General features: G+C 40.9%; 13 protein-coding genes and 1 tRNA gene. 1 reads left to right on the plus strand and 13 read right to left on the minus strand.

What is annotated here, in order from left to right; translation table 11 throughout:
* Nucleotides 1-27: 27 nt before the first annotated feature.
* The 11 genes from hsdR to ACRQQK_RS17380 all read right to left on the minus strand — a co-directional run bounded on the left by hsdR (nt 28) and on the right by ACRQQK_RS17380 (nt 15,182).
* Nucleotides 28-3,576: a type I restriction-modification system endonuclease gene (gene hsdR, locus ACRQQK_RS17330; RefSeq protein ID WP_457513476.1), complete on the minus strand. Its 3,549-nt coding sequence runs from the start codon at nt 3,574-3,576 to the stop codon at nt 28-30.
* Nucleotides 3,577-3,607: 31 nt separating this feature from the next.
* A complete protein-coding gene (gene csm6, locus ACRQQK_RS17335; RefSeq protein ID WP_457513478.1) occupies nt 3,608-4,732 on the minus strand; it encodes a CRISPR-associated ring nuclease Csm6 in 1,125 nt (374 codons plus the stop codon).
* A gap of 119 nt (nt 4,733-4,851) precedes the next feature.
* The gene (locus tag ACRQQK_RS17340) at nt 4,852-6,609 is read right to left on the minus strand and encodes an EH signature domain-containing protein (protein ID WP_457513480.1); all 1,758 of its coding nucleotides are present in this window, start codon (nt 6,607-6,609) and stop codon (nt 4,852-4,854) included.
* Nucleotides 6,596-7,255, minus strand: a complete 660-nt coding sequence (locus tag ACRQQK_RS17345; RefSeq protein ID WP_457513481.1) for an OmpA/MotB family protein — start codon at nt 7,253-7,255, stop codon at nt 6,596-6,598. The genes ACRQQK_RS17340 and ACRQQK_RS17345 overlap by 14 nt, the downstream gene beginning before the upstream one ends.
* Complete coding sequence (locus tag ACRQQK_RS17350) at nt 7,255-9,321, minus strand: chemotaxis protein (protein ID WP_457513483.1); 2,067 nt, start codon at nt 9,319-9,321, stop codon at nt 7,255-7,257. The genes ACRQQK_RS17345 and ACRQQK_RS17350 overlap by 1 nt, the downstream gene beginning before the upstream one ends.
* Nucleotides 9,322-9,331: 10 nt before the next feature.
* Nucleotides 9,332-9,670 (minus strand): hypothetical protein, encoded by a 339-nt coding sequence (locus ACRQQK_RS17355; protein WP_238856051.1) that lies wholly within the window; start codon nt 9,668-9,670, stop codon nt 9,332-9,334.
* 4 nt (nt 9,671-9,674) lie between these two features.
* The gene (locus ACRQQK_RS17360; protein WP_457513486.1) at nt 9,675-10,811 is read right to left on the minus strand and encodes an HNH endonuclease; all 1,137 of its coding nucleotides are present in this window, start codon (nt 10,809-10,811) and stop codon (nt 9,675-9,677) included.
* Complete coding sequence (locus ACRQQK_RS17365) at nt 10,808-11,521, minus strand: OmpA/MotB family protein (RefSeq protein WP_238856053.1); 714 nt, start codon at nt 11,519-11,521, stop codon at nt 10,808-10,810. The genes ACRQQK_RS17360 and ACRQQK_RS17365 overlap by 4 nt, the downstream gene beginning before the upstream one ends.
* Nucleotides 11,522-11,523: 2 nt before the next feature.
* Nucleotides 11,524-13,275 carry a hypothetical protein gene (locus ACRQQK_RS17370; protein ID WP_457513487.1) on the minus strand — a complete coding sequence of 584 codons (1,752 nt, stop codon included), beginning with the start codon at nt 13,273-13,275 and terminating at the stop codon, nt 11,524-11,526.
* Between the two features lie 165 nt (nt 13,276-13,440).
* Nucleotides 13,441-13,998 (minus strand): peptidase M15, encoded by a 558-nt coding sequence (locus ACRQQK_RS17375; RefSeq protein ID WP_457513489.1) that lies wholly within the window; start codon nt 13,996-13,998, stop codon nt 13,441-13,443.
* 27 nt (nt 13,999-14,025) lie between these two features.
* Nucleotides 14,026-15,182, minus strand: a protein-coding gene (locus ACRQQK_RS17380) for an IS3 family transposase (RefSeq protein ID WP_457513490.1) whose coding sequence is annotated in 2 segments (ribosomal slippage) — nt 14,026-14,945 and nt 14,945-15,182 — 1,158 coding nt in all. Because the reading frame shifts where the segments join, the coding sequence is not laid out codon by codon here.
* 68 nt (nt 15,183-15,250) lie between these two features.
* Here ACRQQK_RS17380 and ACRQQK_RS17385 point away from each other — a divergent pair.
* On the plus strand, nt 15,251-15,361 hold the full coding sequence (locus tag ACRQQK_RS17385; protein WP_457513570.1) for a helix-turn-helix domain-containing protein: 111 nt from the start codon (nt 15,251-15,253) through the stop codon (nt 15,359-15,361).
* A gap of 199 nt (nt 15,362-15,560) precedes the next feature.
* On the opposite strand, the gene ACRQQK_RS17390 is transcribed toward ACRQQK_RS17385, so the two are convergent.
* Both ACRQQK_RS17390 and ACRQQK_RS17395 read right to left on the minus strand, forming a co-directional pair.
* Nucleotides 15,561-15,634: transfer RNA gene (locus ACRQQK_RS17390), tRNA-Gly, on the minus strand.
* 204 nt (nt 15,635-15,838) lie between these two features.
* A complete protein-coding gene (locus ACRQQK_RS17395; RefSeq protein WP_457513492.1) occupies nt 15,839-16,378 on the minus strand; it encodes a DUF3332 domain-containing protein in 540 nt (179 codons plus the stop codon).
* Between the last annotated feature and the right edge of the window lie 99 nt (nt 16,379-16,477).

Raw genomic sequence — 16,477 nt, forward strand, 5'->3', positions numbered from 1 at the left:
GATTGTATTGTTGGTTATTGTACGGGGCTAAGCTCGCTCATCCCATAAATATTCGTTGAACTGAGTCAGTATGCTGTCTAATTCACCATCGAAGACGTTCATAAGTTTATTTTTACCGCCACGACGCTTAAAGTTACCAGCTTTAAAGGTATCGTCATCCAATACCACTTTTTCTTTGATCGCCACTGAAATGTAAGCCAACCAGCTTAACTGCTCTTCAGACCAAGTGTGGCCGGCTTTGATCTTCTCCAGTGCATGATCAACCCGTTCTTCAAACGGCAGCAAGGCACAGCCAATGGCTGCACGCCGGATATGCCCCACTAAACGGGCAGCAATATCCTGATTGGTCACTGCCTGCCACGCTTTGCGCAAGGTTGCATCATCGTATTTCTGCGCATCGAACCACTCTTGTAATTCAACCAACCCTTTACGGGTTAAATCTCGAGGGCGATTAATCACAATATCCAAAGCTTTGTGTTGGTTACCAGTGGTTTGTACTAAGCGATCAAAAGCTTCGAGAAAATCCTCCGGCTTATTGAAAACCCCGTAAAGGGTTTCGATTGTCACCACTTCATCCGGAATATCGGTAAAGATCGGCATATCCCTCAGATCGTTGATATCCTTTTTCAACTGCTCAATACGCCCGACCAGATTAGTGATATTGTTAATCACTTCCGCCGTCCATCGCGCTCCTTTATCTTTTAATATTCGAGGTAACGATAAAAAATCACACCCCGCATGGGTCTGGCACAACTCATCCAAATGGGCGATTTGGCGATCCACCTCTTTATTCCTTCCCCGATAAAAACGAGCCTGAGTACTAACCCTCTGAAGCTTCGCAACCAACTGTTCATGACTGTGTTCAGCAAAACTGCGGCCATCCGCTTCTTTCACCTTGTAAGTTTCAGAATCAGTGATTTCATTGACCAGCGTTTGCAAATCCACCTGGGGACGCACTACAACTGGACGCATGGTATCCACACTCTGTAGAGAAGAATAAAGATCGACGGCATCAAAAATACGGAATGAGGTTTTGCCTACTTCTGGGCATAAACGAGTAGCACGACCTTTCATCTGCTCATACAAAATCCGGCTGCGTACTTTTCGCATAAATACCAGATTGCAAATACTAGGAACATCAATCCCCGTGGTAAGCAAATCGACCGTAACAACAATATTCGGCAGACGCTCTTTTTTAAAGCGGGTGATCATACTCTGCACTTTGTTGGCATCTTTATCGGAATCACCGGTAATTTTCTGGATGGCATCATGTTCCAGATCAGGATACTTCGCCTGAAAAGCTTCCTGCAACGCTAAGACTACATTATCCGCATGGGTATTATTAACGCAGAATACTAGCGTTTTTTGCGGAGAAGTGGGATCAATGTGATTGACCAGTTCTTCACACACCACTCGGTTAAAATCACTGGCAATTAGACTGCGGTTGAAGTCGGCGACTTCAAACCCCTGTTCATCTTCCAGTGTATCGTTAATCAGTTCACCTTGTGGACTCAAACGGGTAACGACGCTGCCACCATTCATATACACGCCATCACGCGACAATTTGGTAATAATTTGGATTGGAGGTTCTTGATCGGTCAGGTAACCATCAACGACTGCTTGTCGATAGCTATAGCGGTAAACAGGTTTGCGTTTTTTCTCATCACAAAAGATATCAATAGTATGCAATGCTGGTGTAGCCGTTAAGGCGACTTTAACGGCATCGAAATGATCAATGATACGTCGGTAGGCGGAAATGTAATCCAACTGATTACGGAACTGCAGCTCCCCTTCAGTTTGTTCTTTATCGAGAATATAACCACGGTGTGCTTCATCCACAATAATGCAATCGTAGCGAGAAACAGGCATCACCTCGTCACTTTGCAATGTTCTCTTAACTAGAGACTGCACGGTTGCTACGTGAATTTTGGTACTGTCTTCCGGAAAACGATCCGTCAGCCCTTTAATATTAAAAATAGAATTAAACGAGTCGCCTTTAATTTGGGTATCTTCAAATGCGTCTAGCGCCTGTTTACCCAATGAAGTCCTATCCACCAAAAACAGAATACGTTTAAACCGCTGTGACTGAATTAAGCGAAACATCAGTGCGATAGCAGTGCGGGTTTTCCCTGTACCGGTTGCCATCGCTAATAGAATATCCTGCTGACCTTTTACAATCGCCAGTTCAACGGCTTTGACCGCATCCTCCTGATAATAACGCAGCCCCAAATCACTCATATCAGGGTGGTCAGCAAACCACTGGTTATGTTTTTGATAATCCGTTTCCAGCATCGCCATTAACTCTTCGGGACGATGCCATTCAGGCAATGCTTTTGCTAGATTTGTTGAATGACGAACATCACGGTACCAAATACCACTTTTGGTTTTAATTGCTGCTCGATAATCACGACCATTAGCAGAAAAGCAGAATGGAATCTGGAAATTACGCTGTTTCTTATCAGAATCAGACCAAGTTGGATGATAGTTAGGAAGCTGTTCTGCAACCTGATGTAACCATTCATCGTCATTCGAGGACTGAATTTGTAGCTCACTGCGTAAGAAGTCATAAGCAAAATAACGGCTATAGCGATACGCTTCTTTTAGTTTTGATGCTACATCGGTATTTTGCTTTTTCGCTTCAATCACACCGATGGGTTTTAATCCCACAAACAACACATAATCTGCCCAGCCTGTTTTACCTGTTTCATCTTTACCGGTTGGCCATTCCGCAATGGCCATATTACGCCCTACTTGCGGGCATGTTCCATGGGATTTGAAGTTGAGGTTATTACTGTCAACATCCCACCCGGCCTTACGCAATTGAGCATCAATCAGGAAGCGGGTTTCTTCTTCATCTATATTTAAAGCACGGGAAGCCGCTTCCTGAGTTATTTGTTTCTTATATGCCTTACGCTCAACTGCCGTTTTTTCGGCTAGCTCTTTGTCTTTCTCTTTTAATTTCGCTTCAAGGGCAAAAATACGTGCTTGAGTTTGTTCTTGAGTCTCTTCTTGCTTACTCTCCAATACAGATATGTACCCATTCAAAGCAACCAACTTTGCCTGCTGGGCTTCATATTCCACTTGAGTCTGTGTCTGATTGTTACGAGCCTGCGCAAGCTCTTGTTTCAAAGACAGAATTTCTTGTGCGTAATACTCACTATTTTCGGATGTAGGCAGTATGAATACAGGAACTGCAAAATCGTATTTCTTGGTGACTAAGCGGTAATACCATACGGCAAGACGAAATGCTAAACGCAGACACATTTCTGAATCTTGCAGGTCATTGTGATACTCGTGTACAGCCTGATTACCAATTTTTCGTAGTTGATGAAATACCTGCAATATACTGTCATCTACAAACGGAATACGTGCTAATTCCCTTAACAAATCATTCTGATTTTCAGGAATTTCAATATCCAATAGCTTAGCGAGATGCTTAGCAGTCGCCTCACCAAATATTCTCAGCTTTACCAGAGTCGTATTCGGATCGTCTGGATAATTTTTTTCAGCCGCACGAGCAATGGCAAACAGAAAGTCATTTACGCCTTTCAAAAACTCAAAGTTAGACCTAGCCATTCGCCTCTCCATCTCTTTTATCGATGTTCATTTAAATCCATTCTATCTGACAGTTGCTCTCTGCTAATGCCACCCGGTAGCGTTGCTCCGTTCCTTCAGAGCTAGAGTTTATTTCTAGTTTATCCGCTATTTTTAACGGCAGTTCTTTTCTAAGCTTACGATTTATGTTTGAGCAGATAGGCTGAAGGAACTCTCGCTCCATACCAGACAACGTAACGTGATCCCCTGCTTTAAAATCTTCTGGTGTTGTTTTAAAGGTACTAAACACTCTCGGGTCTGACGCTAATTCACTGTATTTAGTAAGGTAATCGACACTGTGTTGCGGGTCGTCTTCAAAGTATCGGTCGACAACTAAACCTGCACTACTCTTTTCATATAACCATATATAGAAAGCCATCTCTTTGGCTGTGAGCTTAATATCCACACCTGCTGTTGTTAGAATCTTTGCTGATGTATCAATGACGACGTGAAGATCATTTTTGTGGCTGGCGTTAAGCATGCCTACAGTTTGGCTAAACGACAGATTAGCCATAGAAGTGATAAGGCTCTGTTCAACAGATTCTCGCAAACGAACAAAGGGAATTTCGGCAAGCGTAACTTGAGCCTGGCTTAAATCAATTTCCCCCTGACCATATTTGCCTGTCACCCACTTGGGTTGCTTAGTCGGATACCAAAAGTCACGAACAAACTCATAATCGTCATCAACAAAGACATGGCTCAAAACATCTTGTGAACGCCCAAACATCGACATTGCGTAACCAAAGTAAAACGCCATCGTTTTACGTCCACCAGCTAAAGAAGCGTGAATACTGGTATGACTGTCTTGCGTAAGTTCATACACCTTGCGGGTGATAAAATCAGCCATTGATGTTTGGTCTTCTATCGACTTCGCATCGTCTATTTGCCCCCCTTCGGAATCTTCAATCAACCAGATGTGGTTTTCATCAAATTCAAAATCAGGTAGTTGGTATTCGTCTTTTAAAGCCTGCAAATGACCATCTCTAAACAGACCATTTAACAAAGATGGAAGGCTACCTTTGGTGGTGATTACAAATACTTTATCTGGAAACGGGCGACCACTTTGGTGGATAGCAAACAACGTCTCGGTTAAGACCTGAGGGCTGGCACCAATCGTTGCGAGTAAAATATTCTTCATAAAATAACCAAACGTTGCATTGAAAGTAGTTTAAATGTGCCTATTTGAATATACAACGTTTACTATCACAGAAAACAAACAACGAGTTGTAAGAAAAATCCACATAAATTCATATAGTTCTAAAAAGAAATTCGAAATCTTTCTGCGGTAGACATTGCCTCTTTATGACCTTTAGACGCAGACTGGCTTATCCACTTTTCACCATGTTGACGTGTTTTAGCATCACTCTTATTTCCTAATAACATCATACGCCCCAATTGCCACATTGCTTCAGCATTCCCTTGATTCGCAGCTTTCTTGATGAACAAGTCATAAGTTTCATGATCACCAAGCTGTTTAGCCGTTTGAGCCTTTTGTAAATAAAGTGTGCTTTTCTGCTCAAGACCACGAAGTTCACCAAACTTGCCAGTTTCAACTTCGCTAGCCCAGAATTTTTCCACCCATACTTCTAGGAATTCCTTGCGCTTTTGAATCATTTCGTTTGTTGGAGAAACGACTAAACCAACCCCTTGTTTGTATTTGTTAACATCAGGAGGAAGGCCTCTAAAATAGGGAATATTGCTATCCGGGATGACTTTCAATTTGGTACGGAGCAACGTTTCGCAGAAATATTGCCAAAATGGTCCGTGATCATGAATCTCTAACTGAGACATTGCACGAATTTCAGCTGAATTAAGTTCTTTACTGCTAAATAATCGCTGAGAATTCCATTCATTGTTTTTAAAAAACCGAGTTTCGCTCAGAGGGCCTCGCAAAAATTCAACCGCTATGGTTTGCCCCATTTCAAAGATATATATCTCTGAGTCAAAATCTGACTCGTCGCTTATTTGATCGACAAATTCTGGTACACCCTTGCTTTGCTTAACAACAAATTGATAGGTCGCTTTCGGTAACATTACTCTTACACGTTCAAAACGAGAGCTGTAGTTTGACCAGAACATCGAACGGCTACGAATCTGCTTTGTTTGGTCTTCAGTGAAACCTAATTCATCTGCTGCAAGCTCTGAATAGAGTGTTTTTGATATAGAACGTAAATCAAAGTAATTGGAAAGCTTGTATTTTTTCTTAAGGATTTGCTTAGTGGCTAAATCCAGTCTGTTCCAATAACTCACTTCCTGAGTTGGTAAGCAATAGGTAGAGATCAATTCATCACAAAACTCACCATAGTCGAATTGGTCAAATTTATTGATAAAGGCCGAACAGAATTCAATTTTCTGTTTTGTGGACTTCAAGAAACTAAAGTTTTTATTTAGCCATGCATCATCATCTGAGCCTAAATGCCCTTCAACGACACACTCCAATAAACTGATATTCAAATAAGTAAAATAACTATTAGCTTGAGGCAAACGATAATCTTTCACTAACTCGCTATAAGTTTTTTGACACAAATAACATTGGTGAGCTAATTGACTATATCGACCTTGCTGTAACGCCAATAGCCAGTCCATTCTGTTCGCATTATATTCATCAATACCTTTTGCAGTTCTAGCAATAGAAAGGGTATTAGTAAGATTTGATACAACACTACTGGGCTTGCCATCAAGTGATAACGCTACCTTAAACAGCACCACTTCACCTAATGACGGGTAAGTAACTATGGTTTTCCATGTAGCGATACAGGCTTCCATTTCCTCTCGCTCTGACAGTTCATTCCATTGTTGCTGATCTTCAATTACGTCAAGCCATTCGAATATGGAAATTTCTGACTCTCGATTGTCATTAACTAGTCGAACAAGCTCTTTCAATCGCTTGGGGGGGAAGCTTGGTAACGTTTCGTTTTCTAATCCTTTCAAATAATCGTCAAAAGAGACGTTCTCTACGCTATTTATGTCAGGCAGTTTAGGGGTTGAGAACAGGAAACCACTACTTTTCGACATGGTGAACCTCCGAAAAATTGCCTAGGAATTCATCGTCTTTAAACTGGAAACGGAACTTAACTTTTCGGTCTTCAGCTTTGGCTACTTCCTGGTTTGATTCTAGGGGCCCACGTCCTGAAATTACCACTTTGTCGAAAAATCTAGTTTTATTTGGAAAATCCATTGAGTTAATAAATGCGATTACGCTATTAGCACGAAGGACACTGAGTTCCATATTTCGATTAAACGAACCTTCCGAACTTGAATGCCCTTCAATCACGATACGACTCACTTCGTCAGCAGTTGCTTTCGTTTGAAATATCACTTCCGAATATAGAGGTACAAACTTATGCAAAAAAGCTTTACCAGATGACTTCAGTTTATGATCATCTAAATCAAACAGTATTGAATCAGTAATTGAAATATCACCGGTTTCACTATCCGCTTGAACCTCAATCCCCGCAGCATTTAAGGCATCATTGATACCTTTAATGATAACAATACGGGTATTCTGGCTCTCTTCATAAACTTCAGAAATCTGCACCAAGGCACTAATTAGCAACAATGCAAAAATCATTAGCAGCACTGACATCAAATCACCGATAGAAAGCCATACTCCGGATTCTTCCGCATCGGCCGTTTTAGGTACAGTTCTCATGCTGCGCATTATGCATTCGCCTCATCCAGTTCTCTTTCACGACGGTGCGATTCAGCATTAATCAAGTAGCCAGCCGCTTGAGATAATTTGTTGTGGATCGAACTCGCTGAATGATCAAAATCTTTAAAGAAAGTTTCAAAGCTTTCGTTAGCTCTGGAGAAATAGTCGTCCATTGCTTTAGGAAGATTTTCAATCACATCTGTGAATGTTGCGGAAGCTTGCGAATACTCTTTCTTGAGTAACGCAATCTCTCTGCTCATTGTATGAGCAGCATCTTGCAACTCTGCCATTTTAGAGGCTTCATTTAAGCCAATCGCTTTTGCGACTCGTTCTATCGTACCTGCCGATGCTTCTAGTTTTTCATATTGAGCAGTTAGCTCTTGCAGAAGGTTGTGTCTTGCCTTGTATTCACTTTCAAACACCTGACGGAAGTTTTCCACCACTTCATTTAGTCCAGTTCTCTGCTTACTTAAACTTGATTCAAGAATGTCATTTTGCTGTTCAAAGTAGTTGGTTAAATTCTTTTGATACTGTAAACGGAACGTATCCAGCTCTTTCTGAACGGTATCCGACATCGATTTCACTTTCGTATCAATATCACCTAAGCCTTGCTGAAGCTCCACTTTGGCTGATTGCATAAGTTTTGACGCTTCTTCACCCGTTTGGGCGATAACAGACGTTTGACTTTCAAAAGATTCCGCTACATCGTCCAGCAAACTACTGACTCGATTGGTAACACTATCAAACAAACCTTGCTCAGCTTTTTGACGTTCATCCAGTGCCGATTCAAGTGAGTCTTTCATCTCAACAAACGCGTCTGAAGCGCGCTGAGCACTTTGTTCAAAAGCTACACGTTGCTGTTCCATACCTTGAGACGTATTTTCCAGCATTGATTGAACTTCAGATGCTATTGATGTCATTGCGCCTTGAGTATCTTCTTTAAAGCTATTAAAAATCTCTTTAAGTGACTCTGCAAAAGACTGTAGCTTCAACATGGTTTCTTTTTGGAATTCATTAATAGTTTTGACAGTTTCCGACGTACTGGTAACGACTCTCTCAACATTACTATTAAGTTGGGCAGCAATCTCATTACTATTGGTAACTGCTGCGCTTGTTTTGTTTAACTCTTCAGTAACCGGAGCAATCAACTCAACCTTCATTTCATTAATCAGAAACTGTACCAACTCTTTTTGTGATTGCTCTTTAATGTGCTTCAAAGATTCAAGTTCTTGCTTGATTGAACCCAACATAGGGGCCATTGTATTTTCAATGGATAGTGACAACGCGGTTGAGACTTTTTCAGCAATAACATCACCGTTAAATGAAGAACCCAACTGAGCTAACGATTGCGTTGTCGCCTCCATTTTTTCACCCATGGATTCCATTACTTGAGCGGAGCGCATTTGAGCTTCAATGACTTCCTGTTGTCCATCATTAGAAATATTTTTTAAATAGTGGATAGCGCTGGCTTCAAAATAATCTGACGATAGCTTGCTGATGAACTTTCTTTGCTCTTTCGCTAAAGCGCTTGATGAATACTTCATATAAGCCATAAATATGGCTGATGAGCTAAGACCAGCTAAAGATGTATAGAACGCTGTTTTCATCCCTTCCAAAAGCTCACCAGCAGACGCTAGCAAAGCTTTTGAATCTCCCCCCATGTCAAACTGGCTTAAACCCATAGTAATTCCGAGAAATGTACCGGTAATACCAATGCTGGTCAGAAGCGCAGGAACCAGTTTATAACGAGCACTATCGTGAGTCGGTAACAATTGAGAGATCGGAGATTTTGTCATCCATAGACTATTTTTTGATTCAATTTCAACGCCATTAGGTGTCGGTGCATAAACCAAATGTTCCAATATCCAGACACGCTGAACGTCATTTATCTTATCTAAATGAATTACATTGAAATCAGTACTAGATTTTATATTCGCAATATCATTTAGCTGTTGTTTGGCTTGCTGAAGAGCGAGAAATTCGCGATAAACAAAAAAAGCAAACAAGACGAGTGTAATCGTAATAATTAAGAAAGTGACGGTATCACCGATCATTGGAGCCAACTGGATTTGCATGACAAAACACCTATTTGTTTAGGAATTTACTAATTTCTTCTTTAGTGAAAATTTCTTGAGCAATGCGCATAGGTAAATGTTCAACATCAAACCTTTCCATGCCTGCTACAACTAACGTTTTTCTTAACCTGACGCTATACACTTCTTCATCTTGATCTGCACTGTCTGACGCTACAACTAAGTATGTATCGTCTGGGAACTCTCTTAGCAAAGTAGCCTGTAACGATGATTTGGTATGCCTTAATGACTTTGTTGCAGAGAAATCATTACCAAATTCTTCACGCGATAATTTCCATGCATGATTGACTGTGATAATTCGCTCAACAATTTCTTCAAATTTTACTTTCATCTGCCTAGTACCTTAAATTCGAAGCTTGTGATTTATAGTTTTCAAGAAAGTCATTGATGGTAACAACTTGCCATCCGACGTGATTTGCGTCTTCAATATCGTTCGGTGATATCGCAATTCCAAATCGATGTTTAGGCCATGCAAGTTCAATTCTCGCTGCAATATCGCCTAGGCTGTCTTCAACATAAAAGTTAACTTCTGGTAGCTTAAGCGTCGCTTTACGACAAGCATGTAAAACGCCATGTACACCAGGGTCTCCATAATCAAACAACTTTTGCCATTCACCCAAACTTTCAAGAATTCCCTGTTCTTTCCGCAGTTGGTTAATTAGCTGCCTTTCGGAATGGCGCACTAACATGTGATTATGCATGGGCTGCTTGCTGTGGCAGTCAATACAAAGAGCTTTCAAGTTAGACTGTTGGTTATCAGACTTAACGCCATTGATATGATGGACATGGAGCAAGCCTCTATGAGTTCGTAAATTCACTTTGCACTGCTCACACTCAAAGTTCTTTTCTACTCGATAGTGAGAAGAAATTTTTGCCCAATCGCTACTGTAGTTCGTTTCAGCAGCCTCGGCTTTTCTTGATGGCATATGAGGGAAGAAAGAACTGTATGTAGCAAAAAACTCCTCCATATCAAATTGGTCAAAGATCTGATCACGACTCATACCCGTAGAGTAACCTTTATAATTAAGCTGCCCTAAACAGAACTTACATATTTTTAGCTTTGCTACCCCTTCGTCTACATGACCGCCATAATACGAACTGCCAGATATAGGAAAGTTACCAGAGGTATCATTTATTACGACGTATCGTTCAAAACGGCCCTCTGTTCGCATTGATTTCAACTTGCTACAGTCAGCCACGTGAAACTTATTCCCTGTTTCCGGTCTATAAATTACAGACTGAACCGCTGAACCGTGGTCTTTTATATAAAGAAGAACCTGACGCCCTTTATAACTCAGAAGTCCAGAATCAACATCAACATCCTTGAGCTCAACGTCTTTACCTTCAGCTAGTTCGAGATCAAGCTTTTCAATTTTCTTCTCGGTTAACTCTAAGTGGAACTGTCCTTTCTCTTCAGGCTCCATTAAGTCAACGGCCTGAATCAGAGATTTAAACGAAATACCTAATTTCATTGTCCACCCAGAATTTTTCTGATTTGCTCCTCAGCATTCGTTACGACTCTGAATGATACTCGCCTTGAACGTTTTTCATCTTCTTTACCATCTTCCTTTAAAACCGTCTTTGAAGATGAGTAGCCAACGGCTGCGACATTACTTTTGACCCAACTGTAATGCTCATCGCGAACCTCATTTAAGCTCATCAAATAGCTTAATACTGCTCTTGTTCGTGCTTGAGATAGGCTCATATTGTTAAAGTAAGCTTCATAATCTGATGAATCATGATTCCACTTGCTGGATGTGTGGCCCTCTATTTTTATCTCCTGCAGGGAGGGTTTGAACTCGTTGAGCACACCAAGGTATCTTGGGAAAAAATCATTCAATATTGTTTTAAACTGTTCAGTTAAACTTGCTTTACCATTAGCAAAAAGAACATCAGGCGCAGTAAAGTTTAAACTTAAACTGCTTCTATCGATTTCAGCTCCCCATTTCTCCAAATCATCAGAAAACTCATCCAATAAAGCGATATATATAGCTTCCTGAGTCTTCTCATAAGTCACAGCAACTTCTTTAATTTTGTCTCGTTCGTTCATCGCGTCACGCATCAACGCTACTGATATAAACAGGAATACCATCATGAGACCGGCCATGAGATCAGAGACAGACATCCAATGTTCACCGCCATCCCCAGTACGATGGCGGCTTTTGCCAAAGAATTTTTCCATGACTAAACCGCCACGCGAGCAGAAACAACGTTATTCATTTCACGTACAAGTTTCTGGTAGTCTTTAGTGAACTGTTGAGTAACCGTTGCAAGGGCTTCACCCATTTCACTGACTACACGGTTAATTTCTTGCTGCATCTGATAGTCAAGCACTTCAACTTGCTTTTCGACTCCATTACCAGTTTTGCTTACAGCTTCAGTAATCTGATCTTCTAGGCTGTCAAACGTTCTTCGAACCGCTTGAGCTTGTACTTGAAACACTTCTTCTAAGGTTGTTTCCAGACGGTCGTGTAAGCGAGTAATCGCAGTGACAGTTTCGGTTTGGATATCTTTAGTGCTGTTTAACAATTCACTATTCGCAGCTTTGAGCACATTACCCGTTTCTTTCGCATCATCTTTAATGTCCGCAACCAAAACGCGCAACTGTGCATTAAGCTCAGATATAGAATCTTCGAGGTGCTGGCGAATGCTTTCTGTTGTCGATGTAAGGTGATTTGTAACATTACTTAAACCACCAGTAGCAGTACCGACTTGATCCTGAATTTCAGAAGACGCTTCGGCAAGTTTCCCACTCAAAGAATGCGAGCTTTCGATAAGTTGTTTTGAAACTCTTTCAGCGCCACCTTCGATGTTAACCCGCAGGTTTTCTACGCTTTGATTTGCTGTATCGCTGAAATATTCAATAACTTTCTTCGATTCAACTAACATGGAGTCATAATGACTAGAAGCTGCCTTCACGGAATCGCTTATAACACTAATCGTATTATCAACATGCTCCCGAATTTGAGGCATTGCTTCCACAGCTTTGTCTCTTAGATCCTTAAACGCTTCGAGTCGATGTTCGAGCTCTGTGACTTGACCATGCCCTAGCTCCATAACCTGATGGAGTTTTTCCATAGTGGCTGGTATTGACTCAGCTCTCTCGTTAATACTTGCGACTGATTTTTCAGTTGAAGAGATAGCATCGACACCAAGCTGATATTTCGTAGCCATATCTTCTAATTGATGACGGTAGTTTTCTTGCCAATCAACGAGCTTTTTAACTGAGTCATCTAAACGCTTAAAGTTTTCACCAAACTGCTCCGTCAATTTATCGTTAAACTCAACGATGACTTCTTTCAATGCATTAATAACTTGTTCGGTAGCAGATTTGGATAACAATTCGCCAAACTCATCCATTTTCTTCCACAGGTGACTTTGAAATTGAATATGATTTTCGCTTACTTGTTCTAAGCGTTTATCTATAGCCTTGTTACCATCATTGATATCAACACGCAGGTTTTTAATTTGGGAAGTTAAAGATGAGTCTTCATCTCCCTTAATCGCAGACAACAGCTCGTTGGATGCTTTTAGCTGCTCAGACATAACAGAAAATATCTGCTCTGGCCCCACGGCGATTTCAACTTCTTCATCTCGCTGTGGAATCATCCCTAGAATAGCTTTATAAATGATCGAACTAGCCATACCCACTAAGCTAGTTAAGAAGGCGGTCTTCAAACCGCCTAAAAGAGATTCAATGCTTCCATCAATGTCGGATGGGTTGAATTCCATTAAACCAACAACAATGCCAGCAAATGTACCTAAGATACCTAAAGAGGTAAGTATGTTTGTCGTACTAGCTGTTAACCGAGGAGCCTTACCTTGATATGCGAGTACGGCCGAAACAATAAGAAGTGCCAATATCGAATAAATGAATGCATTCGATATACTTTCAGCACTGAATGAAGCAATGGTAGATGCGAGGAAGTTTGTCATATGAGTTAATTACTTCTGGAAGCAAGTTCAAATAATGAAGCACTATACCCAAGCAACTGAGTGAGTAGTAATTAATAAGCATATGAAATACGGTTTACATTAAAAATGTGTGATCAAGTAAACCATTTGTGTGAATTTTCACTAGTGCTCTCTGCGCCTTTAGAACTACAGTTCATTGAGCATTAGTAAATATTCTTCCTCATGAGTCCCATCAAAATTACCCATACCAGGCTTTGTCAAGATACCCTTACCGTTAGCGATGTAACTTTTAATGACTTTCTTAGGCTGTTGATGCCACGAAATATTAAAAGCAGCTAGTTTTGGAAAGAAATACATGGATGAGTAACCAGGTACATTGTCATGAATCCACCATGCGAGAGCTTTCCAATTACCCGTTCTTTCGTAATACGGAACAAATGAATTAACAACGATACAAGCCGTAGCACCTACACAACCATCACTATCTCGATAATCCCATATATGGCCGGCGTAGTTAGCTTCATTACGTGAGCAGTTATACTGGTTCTTATTTTCTGCTCCTTTTGCATTCACAGCTGGTGACCGATATGCCGAACGGATGGAAATACGGCCGAAATGATTTTGAATTGGCTCTAATACTTGTTCACAAAGTTGAGTTCCTGCTTGAATGGCAATATCTGGGTAATCAGGAATATTTGGAATATCTTCTATTTGAGAAATTTCTGAATAAAGAAAATCACGCATAAAAAAGTTCTTTGATATGAATCGCCACTACTTCAGTAGACGACTTTTAGCCTCATTAAAATACTGACGTTCATACTCTAACGGTGATAGCCCATTATTGGAACTATGCTGTCGTTTCGGGTTGTAAAACATCTCTATATAATTAAACACATCCATCTTTGCGTCGTCCCTGGTCGCATAGATTTTTCGCTTAATTCGTTCACGTTTCAGCAGTTGAAAGAAACTCTCTGCTAATGCGTTATCATGGCAGTTGCCTCGTCGGCTCATGCTACCTTCCAAACCATGAGCGCTTAGAAACTCACTCCAATCATGGCTCGTGTATTGACTTCCTTGATCTGAATGAACCAGCACTTTGCCAGCAGGTTTACGACGCCATACCGCCATTAATAAAGCATCTAACGCAAGCTCTTTGGTAATACGACTGCCCATTGACCAACCAATAATTCGTCTTGAGAACAAGTCCATAACAGCGCCAAGATAGAGCCAGCCTTCATGCGTTTTGATATACGTAATATCCGTTACCCAAGCCGTGTTGGGCGCTAATGGATCGAATTGCCGTTCTAAACGATTTGGCGTAACAACGTGTTGCTCACCACTAGGAGCTCTCGGTTTGCGATAGCCAACTTGCGCTCGCAGTCCTGCTCGCTGCATCAGGCGATGCACACGATTAATACCGCATTGCTCTCCAAGATCACGCAGATCTCTATGGATTTTGCGGTATCCATAGACACCACCAGACTCAAGCCAACATTGTTTGAGTTGGCCTGTAAGTCGTTCATTGTCACGTTGTCGCTTCGACTTTGCGCAGCTCCTCCACGCGTAATACCCGCTCGGATGAACATCAAACAGCTGACACAGCTGTCGCACAGAGTGGCTGTGATGATGCTCTTGGATAAAGGCGTATCTTACTCGGGGTGGCTTGCGAAGTACGCCGCGGCTTTTTTTAACAGGTCACGTTCTTCAGTAACACGCTTAAGCTCTTTTTGTAATCGTCGAACTTCTGCGGACTCAGCAGATTGCTGAAGGTGTTCCTCAGAGTCAGGGCCATAGCGCTTAATCCAGGCGTAAAGACTGTGTGTGGTGGTACCTAAACGCTGAGCAACGTCAGCAACAGAATGGCCGGCAACAGTGACTTGTTTCACTGCTTCGATTTTGAATTGTTCGGGGTAACGTTTATGGCTCATGGACACCTCTTTTTTAGCTAGTTTATCTAACTAAAAGGCGTCTAGGAAATCAGTGGCGATTCAATAGGCTGTTTCATGAAACCACTAATAGAATTGATTTTGAGACACTAGAGAAGCTATGTGTTTATCTAGATTGTGAAGTCAGCGATTTGCTAGAGCTAAAGAAAGATGATCTTTAAGCCCTTTTAAGCTCATATAAGGCCAAACGTTCAAAAGTAACAATCATTGTCATGGTTGGTCTCAGAACGGCCTCAATTTGGTCTCAAACTGAAAAAGAAGAGAAAATTATTAAGTAATATTAGTTTAAATTAGATGGGTAATTTAGATATATTTCGTTATAAATCAGAAAGATACTTACGTTTACTTTAAGTAAAAACTTGGAGCGCGTAGCGAGAATCGAACTCGCAGCTTTAGCTTGGAAGGCTAAGGTATTACCATTATACGATACGCGCGCATCGAAAGGACGCTGTTACTATGCCACAGACTAAGAAAAAGAAAACCGTTTTTTTATAAAAGTCGGTTTATTTGCATAGTAAGTAAGCAATTGAAGTTTAAACGGTTAAATTTACAGCTGCCCGCGTTTTTTAAATTTCATTTAACGTAAAAAAGCCTCCCATCAGGAGGCTTTAACTAGAAATCCGTAAACTTTCTAAAGCTTAGATTTTTGAAGTCTGAACATAGTTAACCAGTTCATCATTAGAAACGGTTGTGATGTATTCATCATTCAAGTAAAACGCTACGCTGTCTTCACCTTTCTCACCACGTAAAACCTTGTGAGAGCCATCTAGATAAGAAATATCCATTTGCATGGTGTTCTCATCGATCTGTTGCATTGTTGCTGACTTAACATCGACATTGTTCGAAAGAGGAACTTCCGTCATTGAAGAGTCTAGATTGTCATTCACTTTCAACATAGCATCTGCTGGTGTATCAACCACGGCTGGTGATTTACCTGAAAGTGGGTTTGTACCTGTCCAGAATTCTACCGCGTTAAAAATAAACAAGTCAGCAAACGAAGCAATTGCGTACACTGGTGATAAAAGTAGGAACATACCTTCACGAGCGTAACGGTTGTCAACGACTTCTAAGTTGAATTTGCCAACCAAACCTGTTGTAGCCATTTGACCCATACAGCCAGTTAAAGAACTCACACCTAATGCTGTTACTACTGCTACTTTAATTGCTTTACTTTTCATCAAGATCACCACTGAGTTGGATAAAAGTTAAGTGTAGTCAATCATTTGCGTATTAGGAAATATCCTAAGCTAATATTGACAAAAACCTTACATAACCCA

Source organism: Vibrio sp. C8 (genome assembly GCF_054051265.1).

Excerpts from the sequence above, each read along its gene's own strand:
- ACRQQK_RS17340 (WP_457513480.1), bottom strand. The coding sequence starts at position 6,609 with ATGTCGAAAAGTAGTGGTTTCCTGTTCTCAACCCCTAAACTGCCTGAC.
- hsdR (WP_457513476.1), bottom strand. The coding sequence starts at position 3,576 with ATGGCTAGGTCTAACTTTGAGTTTTTGAAAGGCGTAAATGACTTTCTG.
- ACRQQK_RS17350 (WP_457513483.1), bottom strand. The coding sequence starts at position 9,321 with ATGCAAATCCAGTTGGCTCCAATGATCGGTGATACCGTCACTTTCTTA.
- ACRQQK_RS17355 (WP_238856051.1), bottom strand. The coding sequence starts at position 9,670 with ATGAAAGTAAAATTTGAAGAAATTGTTGAGCGAATTATCACAGTCAAT.
- csm6 (WP_457513478.1), bottom strand. The coding sequence starts at position 4,732 with ATGAAGAATATTTTACTCGCAACGATTGGTGCCAGCCCTCAGGTCTTA.
- ACRQQK_RS17360 (WP_457513486.1), bottom strand. The coding sequence starts at position 10,811 with ATGAAATTAGGTATTTCGTTTAAATCTCTGATTCAGGCCGTTGACTTA.
- ACRQQK_RS17375 (WP_457513489.1), bottom strand. The coding sequence starts at position 13,998 with ATGCGTGATTTTCTTTATTCAGAAATTTCTCAAATAGAAGATATTCCA.
- ACRQQK_RS17370 (WP_457513487.1), bottom strand. The coding sequence starts at position 13,275 with ATGACAAACTTCCTCGCATCTACCATTGCTTCATTCAGTGCTGAAAGT.
- ACRQQK_RS17395 (WP_457513492.1), bottom strand. The coding sequence starts at position 16,378 with ATGAAAAGTAAAGCAATTAAAGTAGCAGTAGTAACAGCATTAGGTGTG.
- ACRQQK_RS17345 (WP_457513481.1), bottom strand. The coding sequence starts at position 7,255 with ATGCGCAGCATGAGAACTGTACCTAAAACGGCCGATGCGGAAGAATCC.
- ACRQQK_RS17365 (WP_238856053.1), bottom strand. The coding sequence starts at position 11,521 with ATGGAAAAATTCTTTGGCAAAAGCCGCCATCGTACTGGGGATGGCGGT.